Annotated in this window: 20 protein-coding genes and 1 tRNA gene; 13 read left to right on the top strand and 8 right to left on the bottom strand. The window is 40.0% G+C overall.

Going from position 1 to position 24,407, the window contains the following annotated elements:
• Positions 1-55 precede the first annotated feature (55 nt).
• Positions 56-958, top strand: coding sequence for an OmpA family protein (locus ACIQZ2_RS04220; RefSeq protein WP_395767594.1), 903 nt, complete (start codon positions 56-58; stop codon positions 956-958).
• A 52-nt stretch (positions 959-1,010) separates the two neighbouring features.
• On the opposite strand, the gene ACIQZ2_RS04215 is transcribed toward ACIQZ2_RS04220, so the two are convergent.
• Both ACIQZ2_RS04215 and ACIQZ2_RS04210 read right to left on the bottom strand, forming a co-directional pair.
• Complete coding sequence (locus ACIQZ2_RS04215; RefSeq protein ID WP_395767593.1) at positions 1,011-1,322, bottom strand: LytR/AlgR family response regulator transcription factor; 312 nt, start codon at positions 1,320-1,322, stop codon at positions 1,011-1,013.
• Between the two features lie 127 nt (positions 1,323-1,449).
• A tRNA-Met gene (locus tag ACIQZ2_RS04210) sits at positions 1,450-1,522 on the bottom strand.
• Positions 1,523-1,619: 97 nt separating this feature from the next.
• On the opposite strand from ACIQZ2_RS04210, the gene era reads away from it, so the two are divergent.
• Entirely contained in the window at positions 1,620-2,522 is a 903-nt protein-coding gene (gene era, locus ACIQZ2_RS04205) for a GTPase Era (protein WP_395767592.1), read from the top strand.
• A 12-nt stretch (positions 2,523-2,534) separates the two neighbouring features.
• Positions 2,535-3,857, top strand: coding sequence for a ribosome biogenesis GTPase Der (gene der / locus ACIQZ2_RS04200; RefSeq protein ID WP_395767591.1), 1,323 nt, complete (start codon positions 2,535-2,537; stop codon positions 3,855-3,857).
• Here der and ACIQZ2_RS04195 read toward each other — a convergent pair.
• Together ACIQZ2_RS04195 and ACIQZ2_RS04190 are read right to left on the bottom strand one after the other, a co-directional pair.
• A complete protein-coding gene (locus ACIQZ2_RS04195; RefSeq protein ID WP_395767590.1) occupies positions 3,837-4,868 on the bottom strand; it encodes a YCF48-related protein in 1,032 nt (343 codons plus the stop codon). The two genes, der and ACIQZ2_RS04195, sit on opposite strands and share 21 nt — an antisense overlap.
• Before the next feature lie 50 nt (positions 4,869-4,918).
• Positions 4,919-7,135 carry a T9SS type A sorting domain-containing protein gene (locus tag ACIQZ2_RS04190; protein WP_395767589.1) on the bottom strand — a complete coding sequence of 739 codons (2,217 nt, stop codon included), beginning with the start codon at positions 7,133-7,135 and terminating at the stop codon, positions 4,919-4,921.
• Positions 7,136-7,467: 332 nt separating this feature from the next.
• Between ACIQZ2_RS04190 and ACIQZ2_RS04185 the strand changes: the two genes are divergently transcribed.
• Positions 7,468-9,138 (top strand): glutamine--tRNA ligase/YqeY domain fusion protein, encoded by a 1,671-nt coding sequence (locus tag ACIQZ2_RS04185; RefSeq protein ID WP_395767588.1) that lies wholly within the window; start codon positions 7,468-7,470, stop codon positions 9,136-9,138.
• Here the strand turns inward: ACIQZ2_RS04185 and ftsY are convergent, their stop codons facing one another.
• From ftsY to rpmG, 3 genes are all read right to left on the bottom strand, one after another.
• Entirely contained in the window at positions 9,139-10,119 is a 981-nt protein-coding gene (ftsY, locus tag ACIQZ2_RS04180; protein ID WP_395767587.1) for a signal recognition particle-docking protein FtsY, read from the bottom strand.
• A gap of 94 nt (positions 10,120-10,213) precedes the next feature.
• Positions 10,214-10,366 carry a DUF4295 domain-containing protein gene (locus ACIQZ2_RS04175; RefSeq protein WP_109324168.1) on the bottom strand — a complete coding sequence of 51 codons (153 nt, stop codon included), beginning with the start codon at positions 10,364-10,366 and terminating at the stop codon, positions 10,214-10,216.
• A 19-nt stretch (positions 10,367-10,385) separates the two neighbouring features.
• Complete coding sequence (rpmG, locus tag ACIQZ2_RS04170; RefSeq protein WP_109325429.1) at positions 10,386-10,568, bottom strand: 50S ribosomal protein L33; 183 nt, start codon at positions 10,566-10,568, stop codon at positions 10,386-10,388.
• A 166-nt stretch (positions 10,569-10,734) separates the two neighbouring features.
• On the opposite strand from rpmG, the gene ACIQZ2_RS04165 reads away from it, so the two are divergent.
• From ACIQZ2_RS04165 to lon, 7 genes are all read left to right on the top strand, one after another.
• Positions 10,735-11,949, top strand: a complete 1,215-nt coding sequence (locus ACIQZ2_RS04165) for an NADH-quinone oxidoreductase subunit D (RefSeq protein ID WP_395767586.1) — start codon at positions 10,735-10,737, stop codon at positions 11,947-11,949.
• A 2-nt stretch (positions 11,950-11,951) separates the two neighbouring features.
• Positions 11,952-12,929: a polyprenyl synthetase family protein gene (locus ACIQZ2_RS04160; protein ID WP_395767585.1), complete on the top strand. Its 978-nt coding sequence runs from the start codon at positions 11,952-11,954 to the stop codon at positions 12,927-12,929.
• Positions 12,930-12,973: 44 nt separating this feature from the next.
• A complete protein-coding gene (locus ACIQZ2_RS04155; protein WP_395767584.1) occupies positions 12,974-13,603 on the top strand; it encodes a rhomboid family intramembrane serine protease in 630 nt (209 codons plus the stop codon).
• On the top strand, positions 13,600-14,760 hold the full coding sequence (locus tag ACIQZ2_RS04150) for a 1-deoxy-D-xylulose-5-phosphate reductoisomerase (protein WP_395767583.1): 1,161 nt from the start codon (positions 13,600-13,602) through the stop codon (positions 14,758-14,760). The genes ACIQZ2_RS04155 and ACIQZ2_RS04150 overlap by 4 nt, the downstream gene beginning before the upstream one ends.
• Positions 14,761-14,763: 3 nt before the next feature.
• Positions 14,764-16,131 (top strand): RIP metalloprotease RseP, encoded by a 1,368-nt coding sequence (gene rseP, locus ACIQZ2_RS04145; protein WP_395767582.1) that lies wholly within the window; start codon positions 14,764-14,766, stop codon positions 16,129-16,131.
• Positions 16,132-16,134: 3 nt separating this feature from the next.
• Positions 16,135-16,620, top strand: coding sequence for a DUF6702 family protein (locus ACIQZ2_RS04140; protein ID WP_395767581.1), 486 nt, complete (start codon positions 16,135-16,137; stop codon positions 16,618-16,620).
• 92 nt (positions 16,621-16,712) lie between these two features.
• Entirely contained in the window at positions 16,713-19,205 is a 2,493-nt protein-coding gene (gene lon, locus ACIQZ2_RS04135; RefSeq protein WP_395767580.1) for an endopeptidase La, read from the top strand.
• On the opposite strand, the gene ACIQZ2_RS04130 is transcribed toward lon, so the two are convergent.
• On the bottom strand, positions 19,169-21,091 hold the full coding sequence (locus ACIQZ2_RS04130; protein WP_395767579.1) for an ATP-dependent DNA helicase RecQ: 1,923 nt from the start codon (positions 21,089-21,091) through the stop codon (positions 19,169-19,171). The two genes, lon and ACIQZ2_RS04130, sit on opposite strands and share 37 nt — an antisense overlap.
• Before the next feature lie 138 nt (positions 21,092-21,229).
• On the opposite strand from ACIQZ2_RS04130, the gene ACIQZ2_RS04125 reads away from it, so the two are divergent.
• Both ACIQZ2_RS04125 and uxuA read left to right on the top strand, forming a co-directional pair.
• Positions 21,230-22,693: a DUF4301 family protein gene (locus ACIQZ2_RS04125; RefSeq protein ID WP_395767578.1), complete on the top strand. Its 1,464-nt coding sequence runs from the start codon at positions 21,230-21,232 to the stop codon at positions 22,691-22,693.
• A gap of 323 nt (positions 22,694-23,016) precedes the next feature.
• Positions 23,017-24,207, top strand: a complete 1,191-nt coding sequence (gene uxuA, locus ACIQZ2_RS04120; RefSeq protein ID WP_395767577.1) for a mannonate dehydratase — start codon at positions 23,017-23,019, stop codon at positions 24,205-24,207.
• Positions 24,208-24,407 lie beyond the last annotated feature (200 nt).

Raw genomic sequence — 24,407 nt, 5'->3', positions numbered from 1 at the left:
TGATTTTTACATTTGTTAAAATACTTATTTACCATATTCTTTTAATTATACGTTTATGAAAAAATTAATTTGGGTGCTGGCAATATTGCCATTTTTGTTTACCTCTTGTGCTAGCAAGAAAAAGTTAACAGAATTGCAGTCACGTTTAACAGAATTACAAGCTAGTAGTGATCAAACTGTTTCGCGTGCCAAATCAGATTTAGCTGATTGTCAATCATTAACAGCTAGTCTTCAAGGAGAGGTAAAAAAGCGTGATGCTGATTTAGACGCAAAAAATAATCAATTGAAATCTTTACAAGAGCAATTGGATTACATGAAAAAAACCAATACCAACTTATTAGACCGTTTGTCTGACTTATCCGTTATCAATAAGTCCGGTGCTGAGAGTATTCGTAAATCATTGGATGCGTTGAATGAGCAAGGAAAGTATATCAAGGATTTGAACTCATCTATTCAAAAGAAGGATTCGGTTAATTTATCATTGGTTATGAATTTAAAGCGTTCATTGGCGGATGTTAATGATGAAGATGTTTCAATTGAAGTTAAGAAAGGGGTGGTTTATATCTCCATTTCAGATAAGCTGATGTTTGCGTCGGGTTCTGCTAATGTTAGTACGAAGGCAGAAGCTGTTTTAGCTAAAGTAGCTAAGGTGGTTAATGACCATAAGGGTCTAGACATTTTGGTTGAGGGTCACACGGATGCTGTGCCAATTTCAACGCCAGAATTCAAAGACAACTGGGATTTAAGTGCTATGCGTGCAACCTCTGTAGTACGCTTGTTGCAAACTAAATTTGGAGTAGATCCTGAGCGCATGACTGCAGGTGGTCGTGGTGAATATGAGCCACAATCAGGTAACAATAGCCGTGCAGGTCGTAAGCAAAACCGACGCACTGAAATTATCGTGACGCCGAAGTTGGATCAGTTCTTTGATTTATTAGCAGCTCCTGCAGGTAAATAAAATACAGTATAGGAATTACATAAAAAAGGCTTCCAATTTTGGAAGCCTTTTTTTATAAACTCTTTTTGATAATTTCTCTTTTTCTTCTCGAGACCGGGAGATGGGTTCCATCATTAAGCTGAATCATATTCTCATCATTAATGCCATTTTCAGATAAATTCGCCTGATTGATTAAATAGGATTTATGTATCCGTAAAAATTGATGTAGCCGCAATTGGGATTCGAACTTTTTTAACGTTTTAGCCATTGTAATTGGGCTTTTCCCTTTGAGGTAGATGATGCTGTAATTGCTTTTTCCCTCAATAAATAATACATCCGCAATAAGACAAGTGTCTAATCCTGGTAGCTTAAGAGTTGTTTTCATGCGCATTGTTTAATCCATTCAATGCAAACGTATGAAATCAAATTGCTTGGTTAAAGAAAGATTTATCTAGCGGTCAATTAATTTTCTAGAAAATAAAAAAGGCCTTCAATTGAAGACCTTTTTCTAGTAGCGGGGGCCAGACTCGAACTGACGACCTTTGGGTTATGAGCCCAACGAGCTACCAACTGCTCCACCCCGCGATATATTGGAGTGCAAATATGCAGGGTTAATTCGTTAAAAACAAGTATCTTTGTATAATTATTCACAATATCCCGGTCGGGCAATTTAGTATTTGACATGGCCCAGCAGCATAAAGCAGGTTTTATAAGTATTATTGGAAAGCCCAATGTGGGGAAGAGTACACTTATGAATGCTTTAGTAGGTGAGCGCTTATCGATTGTAAGTTCAAAAGCCCAAACAACGCGGCACAGAATACTTGGAATGCTGAATGGCGAGTACCATGGTGATGAATATCAGATAATTTATTCGGATACTCCTGGGGTATTACTGCCTAAATATGAGTTGCATAAATCGATGATGGCCTTTGTTAAGAACTCTTTGGAGGATGCAGATGTTGTCTTGTATGTAACGGATGTATTTGATACCTATGAGGATTTGGATTTTCTAACCAATTGGAAAGATCATACCAATACTCCCATTGTCGTTTTGTTGAATAAAATTGATTTGGTCACTGATGAGAAATTGCAGGTTTGTATGGAGTATTGGCAAGGAATATTTCCTGGCAGGCCTATTCTTCCCATTTCGGCTCAAGAAAATGTTCATTTAGATCAAATATTTAAGCACATTGTAGAGAATTTACCGATTCATCCACCATTTTTTGATAAGGATGAACTTACGGATAAATCTGAGCGGTTTTTTGCGGCTGAGATTATTCGTGAAAAGATATTTTTAAATTATAAGAAGGAAATTCCGTATTCCTGTGAGGTAGTGGTAACTTCATTTAAAGATGAACCTACTATTTTACGAATTGCGTCTGAGATATATGTTGAACGCGTTTCTCAGCGTGCCATTATTATAGGCCATAAAGGTGAGAGTATTAAGAAGGTAGGTATCCAAGCACGTGCTGATTTGGAAGCATTCTTTAATAAAAAGGTTTTTTTAGAGCAATTTGTGAAGGTAGAGCCAGATTGGCGTGCAAAAGCAGATAAATTGCGATCATTCGGGTATTCACCCGATTAATTTTTAGGACTTATGTCAAATATAGTAGCCATTGTAGGCCGTCCAAATGTGGGCAAATCAACGTTGTTTAACCGTTTAATTGAACAGAAAAAAGCCATCATGGATAATATGTCAGGCGTTACGCGTGACAGACATTACGGATATGGTCAATGGACAGGGAAATTCTTTTCTGTAATTGATACGGGAGGATATGTGCATGGTTCGGAAGATATTTTTGAAGGAGCGATTCGCGAGCAAGTTGAATTGGCTATTGAAGAATCTGCGGTTTTATTGTTTGTTGTGGATTGTCAAACGGGTCTAACTGATTTAGATAAGGATTTTGCTAAAGTTTTACGGAGGTCAAAAAAACCCGTTATCCTTGTCGCCAATAAAGCTGATACGCATGAAAAAGCCATGGCATCTGCTGAATTTTATGAATTAGGCTTGGGAGACCCTTTCCCAATTGCGGCAGAAAGTGGGAGTGGAACGGGCGATATGTTGGACGAAATGATCTCACATTTCAAAGATGAAGGAATTGAAAATCCCGAGGCAGGCGTTCCGCGTGTCGCAATATTGGGTCGCCCCAATGTAGGAAAGTCATCATTTCTGAATGCTTTATTAGGCAGAGATCGTTCGATTGTAACTGACATGGCGGGCACAACACGTGATGCCATTCAAAACCGATATACCTTATATGGCAAGGATTTTATCATTACCGATACTGCTGGGATTCGTAGAAAAGCACGCATTGATGATAACATTGAATATTATTCCGTGCTTCGTTCGATTAAAGCGTTAGAGGAATGTGATATTGCGATAATCTTAATTGATGCAACAACGATTGATCCATTAACCGGTTTGGAAGCTCAAGATATGAACATTGTGAGTATGGCTGATAAAGCGAAAAAGGGGATTGTCTTGATGGTGAATAAGTGGGATTTGGTAGCTAAAGACACCAATACCGCGAACGCACTTGAAAAAGCTATCAAAGAACGTATGGCTCCTTTAAATTATATGCCAGTAATTTTTACTTCTGTGATGGAGAAAAAGCGTATTTTCCAAGTATTAGAAATGATGCTAGAAGTGTACGAGAATCGTTCGCAAAAGATTTCTACATCGAAGTTGAATGATGTCATGTTGGAGGTAATTCAAAATTACCCTCCTCCAGCTTGGAAAGGGAAATACATTAAGATTAAATACTGTACGCAAGTTTCTACACCTTATCCCACCTTTATTTTCTTCTGTAACTTACCTCAATATATTAAAGAGAGTTACGAGCGGTATTTGGAAAATCAGATGCGTAAAAATTTCAAATTAGACGGGACACCAATTTCTTTATTCTTTCGAAAGAAATAATTGATCTATGGTTGAGAGGCTGATATAACCTAATTGGCCTTTTGCTCCAATTCCCCATATAGTATTTCCTACTTGGATGATATTGTGGAATGGACTATTGCCTAAAATGCGCCATCGTTTTGTTTTTTCATGATAGGCTGCACTTTGTGACGGGCCGGTTACAATCCAGTAGGGTTTTGCCCAAATGACTTTTTCCATATAGAATGCTGGGGTGTTTAGCAATTTAATCCAATGCTTTCCTCCATCGCCTGTCGTGATTATTGGGATAGATCGTTCATTCAATTTTCGGTAATCACCTCCCACTGCCCATATTTCTTGATCATTTTTGGCGCCGACAGAAAAATAACCTTTCGCCTCGCCTGTTGGAACACCTGGGTTGTTGGTTACCCACGTTTTCTTGTTTATGTTGTACGTATATATCCTTGCTGAATCTGCACCTCCTCCTACGAGTATCAACTTATCTTTCAATTTAAGCATACTCGAGCCACTCGCAGCAAAAAATGCCTCTTTTGGCTGGAGAGATGGTGAGCTAAGCGCATCTTGTCGCTTGAGTAATTTATCTTGAATAGTAAACAACGTGAGTTTTGTATCAATTGGGTCAGATAAAAGCCATGCGAATTGATTTTTGGAATCCCATTGTATGCAATCAAAGAAGTATCCTGGCTCCTTTATTTGAATTAGGCGGTTCCAGTTATTACCACCGTCTTCTGTTTTAAATACAATGGCTTTCCCTTCTTCTGAAGGCCCCGCACTCATTAGCAGTATTTGTTGTGTATTTATGATTGATAGGTCCCTAAAATCAAGTGTTTCTGCATGAGGTACTTGCTGAAACTCCCATGTTTTCCCAGCATCCTTTGAATGTCCAACCGTTCCTCCCGAACCACTAACCCAAAGTTCATCTTGATAAGATTTTAATGCCCTGAACGATGCTTTGGTGGGGATGTCTACGAATGTCCACTGTGCGTCACATTGGATCGAAATAAGAAAGAGAAGTAAACCTAATTTTCTCATAATAAAAAAGCCGATCGTTTCGGATCGGCTTTTAATAAGACTATATCGAATTATTTATTTACGATGACTTTACCTACAAATGATTTATCTCCGTCAGCTTTAATTTGAAGGATGTAAATTCCATTTGCTAAACCACCTACTTCAAGAACTGATGTTCCATCTGTGTTGGCAATTTTACCTGAATAAACTGGGCGACCAACCATATCAAATAATGTAATTTCACCATTAACCCAATCTTCTAAAATTTGAATTTGAACTTTAGCAGTTGCGTTAGCGCTTGCTGCGGTAATTGGATTAGGATATACTGCTACACCAGAAAAATCAGGATCAACAACGTAAGTATATTTCACAGCATCTGTAATACACGTTAGTGGAGTGCCATCGACAGTGTAAAGATATTTTCTAGATACTGTGTAATCTCCCGCAGTTTTTACTTTTGAGATAAAGGTTTTAGGTGTTAACAAGGTTGAACCAAATCTCCAAACATATTCACCTGCACCTGTTGCATTCACTGTTGCAGCAGAAGGGAAGTTTGTTGCTCTTAAGGTATAAACACCTTCTTTAATGATCTTTGTATCTGATCCTAGTGCTGGGTTTGGTTGTGCGACAACCTTGATACCATTAGAGTTCAACGAGATACAACCGTTGGCATCACGTGCTGTAGCTGTATAAGTACCACTGGTTCTTACATCAGCAAGTATCTTTCCTTCAAATTTAGTGCTCCAGATTACGTCGTTTGTAGTTGTTGCTACTAAGTTAACAGCATTTAGGGCACCCGTTTCTGACTTAACACAGAAGAATGGAGATGCACCATTGGCAGTGGCAATAGTCGGAGCAGCTGGCAATGGTAATACTGTAATTGTTACTGGACTTGAGGCTAAAGAGTAACATCCGTCCGTGTTAATCAAACGAACTGTATAGCTTCCATCTTTATCAATATTTGCTAATTTACCTGTAGCCTTATTGCTCCACTCATACTTAGTTGTTTCACCATTGGGTAAATCTGACGACTCAAGGATAGCTTGTATCGGGGTTCCGAAGCACCAACCCAATTTTGTTTTAGCGGTGATACTTGGCGTCGCTGGTCTCTCATAGTTAGTAACCGCAACCGCATCAGATAACACAGAATTACAACCATAGTTTGTCGTGTAAGCCACTTGAACGGAAATATTCGTATTAGCCTTTATGCTCGAAAGATTTCCTAAGCTAGTCTGTTCAACACCATTAACATACCATGTAAATTTCGATGGCGCTGTAGGTCTAGCAGGCATTAAATAGCCTTGTTGCTTCACTAAGCTTGTTGAATCTACATTTAAGGTAGTTACACCATCAACACAATATTTGTTGTTTCCTAAAATTACCGGTTTATCTAAACCGATTTTATTGATAGTAAATACGTTTGAATCTGAAAATCCACAAATACCTGCACCTCCTTTTGAAGAAACACGAACAAAATAATTTCCTTGTCCTCCGGTATTTAACACGCCAGTATAATTCGATGCAACTAAAGTATTGTTTAAAAACCATTGATATGACATTCTACCTGCAAAGGCATCTGACATAGCGGGTTTCAAGTCGATTGCTCTGCCATCACAAATTTCTGTCCATTCCCCTGAGCCCAAAGCTGCTGTTGAACTAAGACGTAAATTTTGTGGAGGGAAGTATTCTCTGCCAACAAATGAATTTCCGCTTCTAGTTTGAGGAAAAACAGTTACTCTCGCGTTGTTACTATCTTCAAAGAGCTTGTTAAACTTACATCTAGCGCGATATTCACCTTCTTGATAGTTACCACTTAAGGTTAAAATACCATCAAATTCTTCCCAAACTACTTCTGTAGAACCATCTGGTTTAGTCCACTCAACTTCATCATAACATCCGTCCGCTTTCAAACGAACTACTCCTCCCGTTGGGTTATCTATGTAAGCACATTGACGACTAACAACGGCTACTGGAGGTGCCCAATCAACAACCGGTTGAGGCAACACATAAATTTGCACTACTGCTTTAGGGTCAGATGGAGCAGTTGCTCCAGCGCAATGTACGGTATATTGGTAAGGCGAATTATTGTCAGGAATCCAAAAACTATTGTTTGCATTGTTACCTAAAGCAACGGTTGAAACGGTATCAGCCGTATTAGATCCGTAGGTCACATCCCAAGTTGTTGACATATCTGAAGTTACCCCTTGATTATTCGAGGCAGACCAATCGTAGCCTGATGCACAACCAGAAACCTTAAAAAATACAGAGTACGTGTTTACTCCATTCATTTTTACATTTGAAAGCCCGTTTATTAGTGGCGTAGTTTGGGAAAACGCCAAAGCGCTAACTATTGTCAGGGCTAGCGTGAGGGAGAATTTGAATAATTTATTCATTATGATAAAGGAATAATTGAGTAGATGTTCTTGTAAAAATCTTTTGGTTATTTTTTCAACTGCCAAGTTAAAAATTATTTTTTAGATTAAATAGAAAAAATTATTAATTAGTAGTAATTAGGCATTTTTTTAATAACGCGATATGTGGATTCTTAGTGTGTGTGGTTGCCAAAATATGTTTATTTTTGTGGGTAATTTTTATTTGATCAAAATAATTAAATGCCTACATGGAAGATTCCAAATCCAAATCTTTGAATTTTTTAGAAGAAATCGTTCAGTCAGATATTGCTGAAGGTAAATATCCGCAAGGCATATTTACACGTTTCCCACCTGAGCCAAATGGGTATTTACACATTGGTCATGCCAAAAGTATATGCCTAAATTTTGGCTTAGCTCAGAAATTTGGAGGTAAAACAAATTTGCGATTTGACGATACGAATCCCATGACTGAAGAGACTGAATACGTCGATTCAATTAAATCAGACGTTGCATGGTTGGGATTTCAATGGGAGAATGAACTTTATGCTTCAAACTATTTTGAGCAAATCTATCAATTTGCGGTCTCCCTAATTTCAAAAGGCTTAGCCTATGTAGACGATTCCTCCGCTGAAGAAATAGCTGCTTTGAAAGGCACCCCAACTTCTCCTGGAACGAATAGTCCGTTCCGTGATCGATCTATTGAGGAGAATTTGTCTTTGTTTTCTGCCATGCGGAATGGAGATTTTGCTGATGGTGCCAAAGTATTGCGGGCAAAAATCGATATGTCGCATCCCAATATGCACATGCGTGACCCTTTAATGTATCGCATTCGACATGTACCACATCATCGTACCGGAAGTCAATGGTGCATTTATCCCATGTACGATTTTGCCCATGGCCAAAGCGATTCCATGGAAGGCATTACGCATTCCATCTGTACCCTGGAATTTGATGTACATCGGCCACTTTATGATTGGTTTATAAATAAATTGGAAATTTTCCCCTCACATCAATATGAATTTGCTCGACTAAATCTCTCTCATACCGTTATGAGCAAGCGTAAACTCTTGCAAATGGTAAATGAAAAGGTTGTATCGGGCTGGGACGACCCACGAATGCCCACCATCTCTGCGCTCCGCAGAAGGGGGTTTACTTCAGCGTCTATTCGTAATTTTTGCGATCGTATCGGTGTGGCCAAGCGAGATAACCTAATTGATATCAGCTTATTGGAATTTTGTATTCGTGAAGATCTAAACAAATTGGCAGATCGTGTCATGGCTGTTCTGGATCCAGTTAAATTGGTCATTACCAATTACCCAGCGAATCAAACCGAAGATTTATTGGTTGAGAATAATCCAGAAGATCCTGAAACCAGTAAACGCATTGTCCCTTTCTCGCGCGAATTATATATTGAGCGTGATGACTTCATGATTGAGCCTCCTAAGAAATTTTTCCGTCTAGGACCTGGTTTGCAAGTTCGTTTGAAAGGTGCTTATATTATCACTTGTGAGCATTTTGAGTTGCATGCTGATGGCTCAGTAAAAGAAATTCATGCATCCTATATTCCGTCAAGTAAATCGGGTCAAGATACATCGGGGATTCAAGTAAAAGGAACCATACACTGGGTTTCCATTCCACATGCTATTCAAGCAGAGGTAAGGCTTTTTGATCGACTGTTAATTGTTGAAGACGCGTCTGAGCTAGGTGACGATTTTGTTAAATTCATAAATCCGGAATCGCTACAAATCATTGAAAAAGCGTTTGTAGAGCCAAGTTTAGCCAACGCAAAACTGGGAGAAGCGGTACAATTTATTCGTAAAGGATATTATTGCCTAGACCGAGACTCAAAACCAGATCACTTGGTGTTTAACCGTACCGTTACCTTGAAAGATACCTGGGCTAAAGAACAGAAGAAATAATTATTTTTTGGCGAAAAGGGACTCAACAAATGTCGTTTTATTGAAAACTTGCAAGTCGGAGACTTTTTCGCCTACGCCAATGTATTTGACTGGAATCTTAAATTGATCTGAGATACCAATTACCACTCCACCCTTTGCTGTCCCATCTAGTTTGGTTATCGCTAAGGCCGTTACTTCGGTTGCCTTGGTGAATTCTTGCGCCTGAATGAAAGCATTTTGGCCAGTAGAACCATCCAATACCAGCAAAACTTCATGAGGCGCCTCTGGGATGAATTTTTGAACCACACGTTTCATCTTAGATAATTCAGTCATTAAATTAACCTTCGTATGTAAACGGCCTGCCGTATCAATGATTACAATATCAGCCTGCATTTCTACCGCTTTTTTAACCGTATCATATGCAACAGATGCCGGATCGGTGTTCATTCCATGATCTATCACCGGAATGCCCACACGTTCACCCCATAATTTAAGTTGGTCGACTGCTGCTGCACGAAATGTGTCTGCAGCTCCTAGAACTACTTTCAAGCCATTTTGATGAAATTGAGATGCTAATTTACCGATGGTCGTCGTTTTGCCAACCCCATTAACACCCACCACCATAATGACATAAGGCTTTTGGGTAGGTTCAGCAAATGCATTTTCTATATCATACGATTTATTTTCGTCAAGCAGTGCTGCCACTTCCTCACGCAATACTTGGTCGAGCTCTTCTGTGGATACAAACTTGTCGCGCTCAACTCTACGCTCAATGCGTTCGATGATTTTAAGCGTCGTGGCAACCCCTACATCTGAGGTTAAAAGAATTTCCTCTAATTCATCAAGGACATCGTCGTCGACTTTCGATTTCCCCAATACCGCACGTCCCATTTTTGAAATAAACCCTTCTTTGGTTTTTTCCAAACCTTTATCCAACGCCTCCTCGAGGTCTGCTTGCTCTTCTGGAGCCGGTTTCTTTTTGAGAAAATCAAATAATCCCATCCGATTAATTGTCTATTTTGTGTTGAAGGTAAACAAAAAAAAGTCCCCGAAAAAGGGACTTCAATATGCTAGCGATAAATTGCCGACGAAAAAACTAGTTTTTCAATGCTGCGTTAACCTCATCTTGAAGAATAATTTCTTCTTTGAAGGTATAAGCTCCTGTCGTTGGGTTTTTAACCGCCTTGATGATTTTAGCGTACTTAACGCCTCCTTCTTTCTTTAGTGTTGCAACTACTTTCTTAGCCATGATTCTTTGGTATTAAACCTTATTTAATTTCTTTGTGTAAAGTAACTTTCTTCAATACTGGGTTGTATTTTTTCAACTCAATACGAGCAGTTGTGTTTTTACGATTCTTAGTCGTGATGTAACGTGACATCCCTGGTAGACCAGACTCTTTGTGCTCTGTACATTCCAAGATTACTTGAATGCGATTTCCTTTCTTTGCCATATTTGTAAAATCTGTTTACGCCTCGATTCGAAACGGAATGCAAAGGTATAAGAAATATTTTTCTTGCCAAACACTTTATCGAAAATATCTGATAATTAATTGATATTCTCATCATGCTACCGCCTTCCGACTTTTATATGTGAGATACTTTCTTCATTTTTGTTTAATGAATCCCATTCAATACGAATTTCTTTCTCAGAATTTTAAAGACTCTGATCCGAATCAGTATCAGCTTGCTGACTTGAAATCGGAGGAAATGTTGATTTCTTTAGGGCCACAACACCCGTCAACGCATGGGGTTTTGCGGCTAGAAGTTATTTCAGATGGAGAGTTGGTAGTAGATGTTGTACCTCATTTGGGATACCTGCATCGTTGCTTTGAGAAACACGCTGAAGCCTTACCTTTTAACCAGATAATTCCCTACGTGGATCGCCTCGATTATATGGCGTCTATGAATTCTGAACATGCCTATGTAATGGGGGTGGAGAAGATGCTGGGGATCTCAGGTACACTTCCAAAGCGTATTGAATACATACGCGTTTTGGTTGCAGAACTCAATCGCATCGCATCACATTTTGTTGCCATTGGAACATACGGGTTAGATATCGGCGCCTACACCCCTTTTTTGTGGGTTATGCGAGATCGTGAACATATTCAACGCTTGCTCGAATGGCTATCAGGCGCTCGAATGTTGTATAATTATGTTTGGGTGGGTGGGTTGTTTTATGATTTGCCCATTGGATTTGAGGAACGAACGGCTGAGCTTATCCCTGTATTGAAAAATACGATTTCGGAAGTACAGAAAATCGTCGAAGAAAATGCTATTTTTATAAAAAGAACCGCTAATGTTGGTGTTTTGCCGCTGAATTTAGCTATAAATTATGGCTGTACTGGTCCTGTTTTGCGAGGCTCAGGGTTAGCCTATGATCTACGAAAAGTAGATGCTTATTCGGTTTATCCTGAATTAGAATTTGATATTCCTATAGGGGAAGGTATAAAGGGCCAAACAGGGGACTGCTGGGATCGTAATCATGTGCGTGTAAGGGAATGTATTGAATCCATTCGTATAATTGAACAATGCTTATCAGTGCTTACGCATGAACATGCGCGTACGCCATCTTTCGACCCGCAAGCGTTTGTCTCAAAGAAAATTAGACCTACAGCTCAAGATATTTATGCCAGAGCTGAAAACCCAAAAGGTGAATTAGGTTTTTATATTCGTGCCGATGGTAAATCAGATATTCCAACCCGAGTGAAAGTGCGCGCTTGCTCATTTCATCACTTGTCGGTAATTCCTGATTTAGCAAAAGGTGCTTATTTAGCCGATTTAGTAGCTATCATTGGTTCCATGGATTTAGTCATGGGCGAAGTAGATCGATAATTATGATACAACAATTTTTGCCCGCGCTGGAAGCCGAAATCAAGGAACAAAAATTAGGAGAATCTCCTCAAGAACTATATGAGCCAATTCGCTATTTAATGCAATTGGGCGGTAAGCGGATTCGGCCTGTACTATGTTTATTGTCCTATTCTTTGTTTAAAGGTGATTGGGAAAAGGTTGTTCCAACAGCCTTATCCATTGAGATCTTTCATAATTTCACCTTGATGCATGATGATATCATGGATAAGGCGCCGCTGCGACGCGGAAAGCAAACGGTTCATGAAAAGTGGAATGATAACATCGCAATTCTTTCAGGAGATGTAATGCTGGTGAATGCCTATCAATATTTAAATAATTGCCAACATTTGTCTTTGGCTGAATACCAACATCTTTTGCTCCGATTTAATCGTACAGCTGCTGAGGTATGTGAAGGCCAACAAATGGACATGAATTTTGAAAGTCGGTCCGCTGTTACGGTGGGAGAATATATTGAAATGATTCGCTTAAAAACATCTGTTTTGATTGGTTTATCGATGGAAATGGGCGGTATTTTGGCAGGAGTGGATGCATCAAAAGCTAAAACACTTTATGAAATTGGGGAACGTATTGGTTTAGGATTTCAATTGAAAGATGATTTGTTAGATGTCTATGGCGATCCTGAGAAATTTGGTAAGCAAGTTGGAGGTGATATTTTAGCAAATAAAAAAACCTATCTGTTGATCCGCGCACTTGAGTCAGCTCAAGGCGAGGCACTTGCTTCATTACATGCTTGGTTAGCAGCCGCTAATCCCAACCCTGCGGAAAAGGTTAGAGCCATTACGCAACTATATACCGACTTGGGAATTCGCGCTGAGACCGAAGCAAAAATTAATCAGTATTTTGATTTGGCTTTTGAGGCAATTGACCAATTAAACCTGCAATCTGAGCAAAAAGAGGTATTAGGTAAATTCCTTTCTGGGTTGGTTGATCGGGAAGTTTAATGTAGTTTTGTAGGCTAAAATTTAATGGGCATAGCCCGTATTCAATGGGGATATCGAATTCACTCAGTTTCATGATAATGGCCATTACGGTCGCAATTTCACTTCTTGCTTGGCAAAAGCCTGCTTGGTTGGATGCGATGACCATGTCACCCTATCGAATTAATAAAAAACAAGAATATTGGCGCTTTTTGACCTCTGGATTTATTCATGCCGACTTCACCCATTTGTTTTTTAACTTATTCTCCTTTTACTTTTTTGGGACGCAATTGGAAATTATTTTTTCAATCATTTTTCCAGGATACGGTGACGTAATTTTTATCATTTTTTATTTGTTAGCTATTCTTGCCGCTGATTTACCTACTTATTTTAAACAGCGAAATAATCATTATTTTAATTCGCTAGGTGCTTCTGGTGCCGTTTCTGCAGTTATTTTTGCTGGGATTATGTTCTTCCCTACTGAGAAGATTTATCTTTTCGGCTTTGTTGAAATCCCGGGTTTTATTTACGCAGGACTGTTTACCTGGTATTCCATTGCTATGGATCGCCGAGGTCGTGACAATGTCAACCATTCCGCTCATTTATATGGAGGTTTATTTGGCGTGCTATTTATTACGCTGCTTAGACCTTCTACTTGGATTGAATTTGTTCAAAAAATCATGTTAATGCTCGGATGAAAAGAATAGCTATTCTAGGATCTACAGGTTCCATCGGGACGCAGACATTGGACGTTGTAAAGCAGCATCCGCATGCTTTTTCAATCGCTGTTTTAACCGCACAATCGAATGCAGATTTGTTGGTAGAGCAGGCCCTTCAATTTCTTCCCAGTCATGTGGTTATCGGCGATGAGCAAAAATATGCCTTTGTTAAAGAAGCGCTTTCTGGAACATCTATTCAAGTTTTAGTAGGAGCGGAGGCATTGTTGGAAGTCGTTTCTTTGGACCATGTGGACATTGTATTGACAGCTTTAGTAGGTTATGCTGGTTTGCTTCCAACTGTGAAGGCGATTAAAGCTGGGAAACCCATTGCATTGGCAAATAAGGAAACGTTGGTTGTTGCTGGTTCTCTGATTATGCCTTTGGCACGTACTATGGGCGTGCCGATATTGCCCGTGGATTCGGAGCATTCCGCAATATTTCAATGCTTGATGGGCGAATCTCATAATCCTATTGAAAAAGTGATTTTGACCGCTTCAGGAGGACCTTTTCGAGGAAAGAAACGTGAGGAGTTAGCAGGAGTTACGCGAGCTCAGGCCTTAAAACATCCTAATTGGACAATGGGGGCTAAAATAACCATTGATTCAGCGAGCTTAATGAATAAAGGCTTGGAGGTTATTGAGGCGGCTTGGTTGTTCGATGTCAAGGCATCGCAGATTGATGTGGTCGTTCATCCGCAATCGATTGTACATTCTTTGGTGCAATTTGAAGATGGCTCAATCAAGGCACAGTTGGGATTACCCGACATGAAATTACCCATTCAATTCGCATTGGGATATCCGAATCGAATGAAGGCAGATTTTCCAAGATTTGATTTTCGAGATTTTGCCATGCTTACTTTTGAACAGCCAGATTTGGAGACATTCCGAAACTTAGGTTTAGCGTTTCAGGCATTGGATCAAGGAGGGAATATGCCTTGTATCTTAAATGCGGCGAATGAAGTGGCGGTAGAAGCCTTTTTGAAAGATGAAATTGGTTTTTTAGCAATGTCAGATTTATTGGCTGATTGCATGACGAAAGGAACTTTTTTACAAGAACCAAGTTTAGAAGACTATATTGCTACAGATAAATTAACGAGAGAAATGGCCCAAATGTGGGTAAATAAACAAAATAAATAAGGTATGGAAGGTTTGATTATGGCAGGACAGTTGATATTGGGGCTGTCGATTTTAGTAACATTACACGAGTTTGGTCACTTCATTACGGCTAAGTGGTTTAAAATGCGTGTCGAAAAATTTTACCTGTTTTTTGATTTTTTATTCCCGATTCCTACCGTGTTAAACTTTGCTATTTTTAAAAAGAAAGTAGGTGATACGGAATATGGATTAGGTTGGTTTCCGCTTGGAGGCTATGTGTCCATTGCAGGTATGATTGATGAAACGCAAGATGCAGCGACATTAGCAAAAGAACCAGAACCGTGGGAGTTTCGTGCCAAACCAGCTTGGCAGCGATTAATTGTCATGTTGGGTGGAGTAATTGTTAATGTGATAACGGGTGTTGTCATTTTTGTGGCACTCACTTTTTCGAATGGCAATAATTTTATATCCAAAGAGGAATTGAACAAAAATGGTATTGTTGCTTTAGATCTTGGCAAGCAAATTGGCTTAAAAACGGGGGATAAGGTAGTCAAGGTAAATGGTTCTGATTTCAAGTCATTGGCAGATTTAAGAACTTCTGACGTCTTGTTGGGGGAAAATTCATCTTACACGGTTTTACGTAATGGCCAAGAAATCGAAGTTAAAATTCCTTCTAATTTCATTGAGAAATTGAGTGATAAAAAGGCTGCTTTCATCGAGCCAGTCGCTGCTTTTAAAGTGGCAGAAGTTGCCGCGCCTGAAGAACCAGGGAGTGAAGATGGTGAGTTATTGCCAGCGTATTCGGCAGGTTTAAAAGCTGGAGATTATATTACAGCCGTGAACGGACAGGCCATTCATTTTTATCATGAAATCAAAGAGATTTTAGGGAAAGAGGCTGGAAAGCCCATACGGTTGGCGATTAACCGACAAGGTAAATCGGATACATTATCCATGGTTGTCGCGAAAAGCGGACAAATCGGATTTATTCCTGAGTTGTTGATTAAAACGACGCATGAAGATTATACATTTGTTCAGTCGTTGGGGATTGGTACGGGTCGCGCTTTCTCGGTTATATCGGATAATATTCGTGGATTTAAAAAGATTGCCACGGGGGATGTTTCGGCTTCCAAAGCCTTGAGTGGACCAATTGGTATCGCTCAGATGTTTGGTGGAGTTTGGGATTGGAATCGCTTTTGGATGTTGACGGGTTTATTATCAATGGCATTAGCCTTCATGAACATTTTGCCTATTCCTGCCTTGGATGGTGGCCATGCCATTTTCTTGATTTATGAGATGATTACGGGAAAACCGGCATCAGAGAAAGTATTGGAGCGCGCTCAGCAAGTGGGTATGATCATCTTACTTGCTTTAATGGCATATACTTTTGGGAATGATTTCTATAAATTGTTCTAAAGATTGAAAAAAGGATTTTTCTTTTTATTGCTACTAGCTTTGCCTGTTTTGGGGAATATGCATCCGTTTCATTCCAGTATGGGTGAATGTATATACAATCCCAAAGAAAAGGTTTGGGAAATTAGTATTCGCTTGTTTCAAGATGATTTAGAGCTTGGCTTAAGTGCCTATTCCGGTAGGAGATTTATTTTTCAGGAAGGCCCGCGGACGGATAAAATCTTAGAGTCATATCTGCGCAAACACGTAGGAATTCTGGTAAATCAAAAACTTACGACCCCCTATCGTTATTTGGGATGGGAAGCGGTTAAGGATGTCATTTGGGTTTATGTTGAATTGCCTACTGAGCAACCATTGAAGGGCATGAATTGGGAAAATAGCTTATTGGCTGAAACTTTTCCGGATCAGACTAATCTTTTCCACGTCGCACGAGGCGATCAAAAACGTTCCTATTTGTTTCAGTCAAATCAATGGAATCACGTTTTTGAATAAAGTGGTCTGCCAAAAGGTCATGTGGCATGATTTTTGATTATGTGCGCATACTTTTAGAAAAAATAACGAGGGGAATAATATAAATTGTGTGTATGAATAATTCAAACGACCTTTTTAAGCATTTGAGATTATCAGATATGTCTGACTTCGAGAATATTGAATTGATTCCAATTGGATCAGAGGGGATGGGGAGTGATGACAAAATGGGCGTTTTGTCAGAGGAGTTGCCGATTTTGCCTATTCGAAATATCGTTTTGTTTCCGGGCATGGTGATTCCCATTACCGTGAGTCGCCAAAAATCGGTACGCTTAGTCAAGAAAGCTTACAAAGGCGATCGTACGATAGGTGTTTTGGCACAAGCTAATCATTCGAAAGAAGAGCCACAGCCGGAAGATTTATATAAGATTGGAACCGTTGGACATATTGTAAAGATGTTCGTTTTACCTGGCGGGAATACTACGATTATTGTACAAGGAAGAAAGCGCTTTGAAGTGAAGGAATATGTCAAGACGGAGCCAAATCTGATTGCGAAAGTCAATTATTTAGAAGATACATTTCCAAAGAAATTGAATCGGGAGAATAAGGCTTTGATTTCCACATTGAAGGAAAATGCTTCAAAAATACTGAATCTAAATCCTGAAATTCCGCGTGAGGTTCAGATTGCACTGGATAATATCGAATCGCCATCGTATTTGGTGCATTTTTTGTCTTCCAATGTCAACGCCGAATTACCTGAAAAACAGGCCTTACTCGAGCAATTGAATGGCCTGGAGCAAGCGACAACTTTGTTGGAGCATATGATGAAGGATATTCAATTATTGGAATTGAAACGTGAAATTCAAAGCAAGGCTTCGAGTGATATTGATCAACAACAGCGGGATTACTACATTCGCCAACAAATTAAAGTCCTCCAAGAGGAGCTCGGGGTGGAAAGTCCTGAGCAGGAATTGGATGGTCTTCGTGCACGTGCATTAAAGAAAACGTGGACAAAAGAAGTCAATGATTTCTTTCAAAAGGAATTAAGCAAGTTGCAACGTACGAATTCGATGTCACCGGAATATCCGATGCTCATGAATTATGTTGAGCTTTTAGCAGACCTGCCATGGGGGGAATATTCCAAAGATAATTTTGATTTAATCAAGGCAAAAAAGGTCTTGGATGCGGATCATTTTGGCTTAGAGAAAGTAAAAGAACGCATCATTGAGTACTTAGCGGTGTTGAAGATGAAGGGCGATATGAAAGCCCCAATCCTTTGTTTGTACGGTCCTCCGGGGGTTGGTAAAACTTCATTAGGCAGATCAATTGCGAAGGCATTGGGTCGGAAATATGTTCGTATGGCATTGGGAGGATTGCGTGATGAAGCGGAAATTCGGGGCCATCGTAAAACCTACATCGGTGCCATGCCAGGTAAGGTAATTCAGAATATCAAAAAGGCAGGTTCTTCGAACCCTGTCTTTATCTTAGATGAGATTGATAAGGTGGGAGCAGATCATCGCGGGGATCCTTCCTCGGCTTTGTTGGAGGTTTTAGACCCAGAACAAAACAATAGTTTTTTAGACAATTACTTGGAAGTTGAGTATGACTTATCGCGTGTTATGTTTGTCGCTACTGCCAATAATTTAGACACGATTCACCCTGCTTTGCGTGACCGCATGGAGATTATTGAGGTGAGTGGGTATACCATAGAAGAGAAGGTTCAAATCGCGAAAAAGCATTTGCTTCCTAAACAAAAGATGGAACACGGTCTTGATAAAATTGCCTTCACCATGTCAGATACTGCGATTCAAAAAGTAGTGGAGGGGTATACGCGTGAATCTGGTGTTCGGAAATTAGAACAAGAGATCGGTCGGGTAGTTAGAAAAATGACAAAATCAATTGCTATTGGCGAGGAATATCCTGGTAAAATTCAAGCTGAAGATGTAGTAAGGATGTTAGGTCAAGAAGTATTCGACAAAGATTCCTATGAAAGCAATGAGTATGCGGGGGTCGTTACAGGCTTGGCTTGGACACCTGTGGGTGGGGATATTTTATTCATTGAAACGTTGTTGAATCGAGGTAAGGGTCAATTGACATTATCGGGCCAACTAGGTGATGTGATGAAGGAATCGGCGGTGGCTGCATTGAGTTTTTTAAAGGCGCATGCGGATGATTACCAAATTGATTATCGCATTTTTGATCAATATAATTTACATATTCACGTACCAGCTGGTGCGGTGCCCAAAGATGGTCCATCTGCGGGGATAACGATGTTGACGGCGATTGCCTCTGCCTTGACTCAACGCAAGGTAAAAGCGAATTTAGCCATGACAGGTGAAATTACGCTTCGCGGAAAAGTATTGCCTGTGGGAGGAATTAAAGAGAAAATCTTAGCTGCAAAGCGTGCAGGGATTAAGGAGATTATTATGTGCAATAAGAATCGGAAGGATGTAGAGGAAATTGAAGCACATTATATATCAGATTTAAAGTTCCATTATGTGGAACATGCAACGGAGGTATTGGCGATTGCTTTGCTGGGCCAACAAGTTAAAAATCCAGTAAAATTTGTATTTCAAGACGAGGCCAAGGCCAAAACGTCTGTTGATTGATAAACAATATCGCCCATTTCGAGGCAATATTGGATCATTTTAGCTGCCTCTGCTTGTGTTAACGGGCGGAGGCACTCTATTAAATCCTGAAGACTCATGGCGCCATTTTTTAGGTAGTTCAGAATTAATTGCCGCTCTTTTTCCATGCCTTCCGGGTAGGCCTTTCCACCGGATTCTTTTTTTCGTTGAATGCAATTATCACAAATGCCACAATTTGCTTGATCTGCTTCTCCAAAATAGGCTGTTATCAATCGATTTCTACATGTACTCTTTTCGCGGACATAGGTTTCAATGGCCTTGATTTTGAATTGGCTTCGTTCTTTCTTCTTTAGGTAATCACTCCAAATAATCGGTAAGTTTTCAGAATTAGCACGTGGGGTAAGCAGCGTAAGCTTTGGAAGACCTGATTGCTTTTCGTATTCGAGTATTTCAAATTTGGTTAGTAATTGAAGGATTCTTTCAACATCCACTAAAGGCATCTTGATTAGTTGGCTGATATTAACTTCTGAAATGGGAATAAACTGGGTATAGAGATTCCCTCCATAGTGCCTTAAAAGGAATTTAATAAATGTTTCAAACTTCTCATTCCGAATCATGAAGTCATAAACTTCTGCAGCTGTGGCCTGAATGCGTATTTTGGAAGGATTTTGAAAAGCATCATTTAGGATTAATAGCCCTTCGCTTTCTAGCGTTTTGATGGCAAAATAAGTCTCGGAAGTAGGCAGTTGAAAGCGTCGTGCCATTTCGGTCCAATCAAAATCATAGGTGCTAAGTTCACCACTTCCTTCAGCTAATTGCAAATAGTTGCTAATGACTTGGTAGGTCTTGCGTAAGACGGTAGGCGTAGGGAATGTTTTTTCAAAATTTGCTTGCAAGTCGAGGATATCTTGTTCTTCAACTAAAATTACAGCATAGGCCTTTTTCTCATCTCTTCCAGCGCGACCAGCTTCTTGATAATAGGCTTCTAAGGTATCAGGTAAATCCATGTGGACTACTAGTCTTACATCAGGCTTGTCAATGCCCATGCCAAAGGCGTTGGTAGCCACAATGCAATGGGTTTTATTTTGTACCCATTCCGTCTGCTTTTGTGTTCTTAATTCATTGGCCAACCCTGCATGGTAATATTCGGCAAGAATACCATTAGACTGGAGCATTTGAGCTATTTCTTGTGTTTTTCGGCGATTACGTGCGTATACAATGGAACTTCCCCCTACTTTTTTGATCATTTGAACAAGTTGGGGGTCTTTATTGTCTTCCCATTTACCAGAATAGGAAAGATTGGCGCGAGTAAAGCTTTTTTGAAATATTTTCGGGTTTTTAAATCCCAGTTTTTCGATGATGTCTTGTTTGACTTCTTGATTTGCAGATGCAGTTAATGCAATACATGGAACACCTGGAATCAGCTCTCTAAAGGTATTGATTTCCAAATATGGGGGTCTAAAATCATAGCCCCATTGGGAGATACAATGTGCTTCGTCGACGACCAAAAGTGTGATGTTCATTTGTTTGGCACGCTCGATAAAAAGATGGGTTTTTAGTCGTTCGGGCGAAATGTAAATGAACTTTATTTGGCCATAGATGCAATTATCAAGGGCGATGTCGATCTGTTTTTTCGACATGCTTGAATTAATCGCGATCGCTTGAATACCACGACTGATTAATTGTTCCACTTGGTCTTGCATCAAAGCGATCAATGGCGTAATTACAATACAAATACCGTCGTTGGCAAGAGCGGGAACCTGAAAACAAATGGACTTGCCGCCACCAGTAGGTAGAAGCGCTAAGGTGTCTTTTTTTGCTAATACTGACTCAATAATATCCTGTTGCAATGGGCGAAAGCTGGTATAGCCCCAATGTTGTTGCAATATTTGATGGATGTCATTCATGTTCGTTCAAATCTACCAAAATTGGCTGAAGGAGAAAAATCAGATGGCTAGTGGAATGGATTTAATTAAAATTAACAGACTGAATATGTGGGAAAATTAGAAGCAAAGCGTACATTTATTTTTTAAAAAACCAGCATTATGTTAACAGCAAACGATTTATTGCAATTGTCTTCCCGCGGTATTCGTCCGGAAGAAGTAAATCAACAAGTTGAATATTTTAAGCAAGGATTTCCTTGGATGAATCTAGAAAAATCGGCGACGGTGGGGGATGGGATTGTTCGTTTTTCCAAAGAGGATTTGGCTGGGCATATTGGCCGATTTGAGTCAAGGCGGAGTTCTTTGAAATTATTGAAGATGGTCCCAGCTTCTGGAGCAGCTACTCGGATGTTTAAGTCGTTATTCGAATATATCGCTTCGGGCGAGCCTAATAAGGAATCCAATTTATTTTTTAGCCAACAAGAATCTTTCGCCTTTTATGAAGAGTTAAATGCTATCTCTGGCGATTCGTCTACTGAGGTTGAGGTTTTAAAACATTTATTAGGGGCATCTGGTATGGATTACGGTTCTTTGCCGAAGGGGCTATTAAAATTTCACAACTATTCTTCAGGTGCAAGAACGCCATTAGAGGAACATTTGGTTGAAGCTGCTGCTTATGCATCAGATGGCAAGACAGCTCGTTTGCATTTTACGGTATCCCCTGAGCATCGAGGAAGATTTGAAGATTTGGTTAATCAATTGATACCCCAATGGTCATCACACTTTGGAGTAGACTTCGAAGTAACTTTTTCGGAGCAAAAACCGGCAACGGATACGGTTGCAGTGAATATGGATAACACCTTATTTCGGGAGGCTGATGGGTCGTTATTATTCCGCCCTGCGGGACATGGAGCTTTATTGGAAAACTTAAACGATTTGTCGGCAGATATCATATTCATTAAAAACATCGATAATGTGGTTCCGGATCATTTGAAGTCGGTGACCATAGAATACAAAAAAGCTTTAGCGGGTTTGTTATTGTGGATACTGGAGGGGATAACGTATTTGGAAATGCGGTTAAGGGGGGAATTGAAGCCGAGTTTGATTGAAGAGGCATTGGTTGAGGTGAAGACCTTTTTGGGTTTTGAAGCTTCGGAGGATTTTAAACAGTTATCATTGGAAGCTCAGGCTACCGAATTATTGAAAATTTTAGGTAGGCCAACGCGTGTGTGCGGTGTGGTTAAAAATACGGGAGAACCGGGTGGCGGGCCATTTTGGTGCCAAGATGCTGCAGGTAATTTGACATTGCAGTTGGTTGAATCAGCTCAAGTAGATATGTCAAATGCGAGTCAAAAGGCTCTGTTTGGTGAAGCTACGCATTTTAATCCGGTGGATTTGGTCTGTGCGACAAGAGGTTGTGATTTGATCGAATACCGAGATATGTTGACGGGATTTATCACGGAAAAAACCAAGGATGGCAAGTCTTTGAAAGCGCAGGAGTTACCTGGTTTATGGAATGGAGCGATGGCGCATTGGAATACCTTATTTGTTGAGGTACCTTTAGAGACCTTCAATCCCGTGAAGACGGTAACTGATTTGTTGCGTCCTGCTCATCAAAATGGCTAGGCTTTTGCTCTTTGTAAAAAATTCCTAATTTTGCACCTCTTCCAGCAGATTTTGAAGGAAGTATATAAATGCTTGATTACAAAAACCTTGTCCGTTATACAGGCAAGGTTTTTTTTATTAAGAAGATGATTTTATTTATCAAGTAATTTTTAAATGAATTGAGCTTTTAGTAGTAATATTAAAAAAGAAGAGAGGGTCAAGCTCTACGCTGCCGGTGGTCTATGACCCCGGCAGCGTAGAAGTTGGCGAGAATAGTTTCCCGCTGCCGGGGTCGCAGACCCCGGCAGCGGGACTTGACACCCTGTCAACCTAACAAAAAAATTATGGCATTAGAGCAAACATGGCGGTGGTTTGGACCCAATGACCCCGTTAAATTATCCGATGTGCGTCAAGCGGGCGCTACTGGAATTGTGAGTGCATTGCATCAAATTCCCAACGGTCAAGTTTGGGAATTAAGCGATATTTTGGAGCGAAAAGCGATCATAGAGGCGGCCGGATTAACGTGGTCGGTGATTGAAAGCATCCCGGTGCATGAAGATATTAAAACACGATCTGGCCATTATAAGCAGTACATAGAGAATTACAAGACCTCCATACGAAATGTGGGAAAGGCAGGTTTGGATTTGGTTTGCTATAATTTCATGCCCATTTTGGACTGGACGCGGACGGATTTAGATTTCCGTTTTACGGATGGAAGTACAGGATTGCGATTCGATGCAGCTGAATTTTGCGCCTTTGAATTGTTCCTGTTAAAGCGTCCAGGTGCGGAGCAACATTATACGGCAGAACAAATAGCGCGAGCCGAAAAATGGTTGGCCAGCGCTACGCAAGCACAGCAAGAAAAATTAATTCGAAATATCATTGCCGGTTTACCTGGTTCGGAAGAGAGCTTTACGTTAAAGTCTTTTCAAGAAGCGTTGGATACTTATGCCAACGTGGGGGAGAAGGAATTACGTGAAAATTTATATGATTTCATACGAGAAATAACCCCGGCAGCTGAGGAGGCAGGAGTAATGTTATCGATTCACCCAGACGATCCTCCGTATCCAATTTTGGGATTGCCACGTGTGGTGAGTACAGAAAGCGACGCGGTTCAATTGTTGAGTGCGTATGAAAGTAATACCAATGGCTTATGTTTTTGCACAGGTAGTTATGGTGTGCGGGCAGATAATGATTTGGTCGGTATGGTTGACCGCCTAGGACATCGATTTAATTTTATTCATTTACGGGCGACGCGTCGTGATGAGTTTGGGAATTTTCATGAGGCAGATCATTTGGATGGGGATGTAGATATGTTTGGAGTAATGAAAGGATTAGTTCAAGAGCAAAGGAAACGAATTGCTGCGGGTAGGAAAGATTATCGATTGCCATTCCGTCCAGATCATGGACATCGGATGTTGGATGATTTACAAGAAGGAAAGAAAACAAACCCAGGTTATACAGCGATAGGTCGTTTACGTGGTTTAGCTGAATTACGTGGTTTAGAATTGGGAATAGAAGGCTTTTTGAAATAATTTTCTGATAAACAGTTTTGTTTTGTCTTACTAATTGTTAAATTTGCACCCCCATTGGTGTGGGATAACTCTATTCAATTGGGTTTGATGCACGAAAGAAGGGATAAAATGAATTTTTAATTAAACAGGTAATTACGCTAAAATGCCAACTATTCAGCAATTAGTGCGCAAGGGACGTGAGCAAATGACTTGGAAATCTA

The sequence above is a fragment of the Aquirufa sp. genome (assembly GCF_044342065.1).
Taxonomy (GTDB): Bacteria; Bacteroidota; Bacteroidia; order Cytophagales; family Spirosomataceae; genus Aquirufa.
Note: the sequence above shows the minus strand (reverse complement) of the source record. Positions and strands in the feature narration are given on the sequence as shown.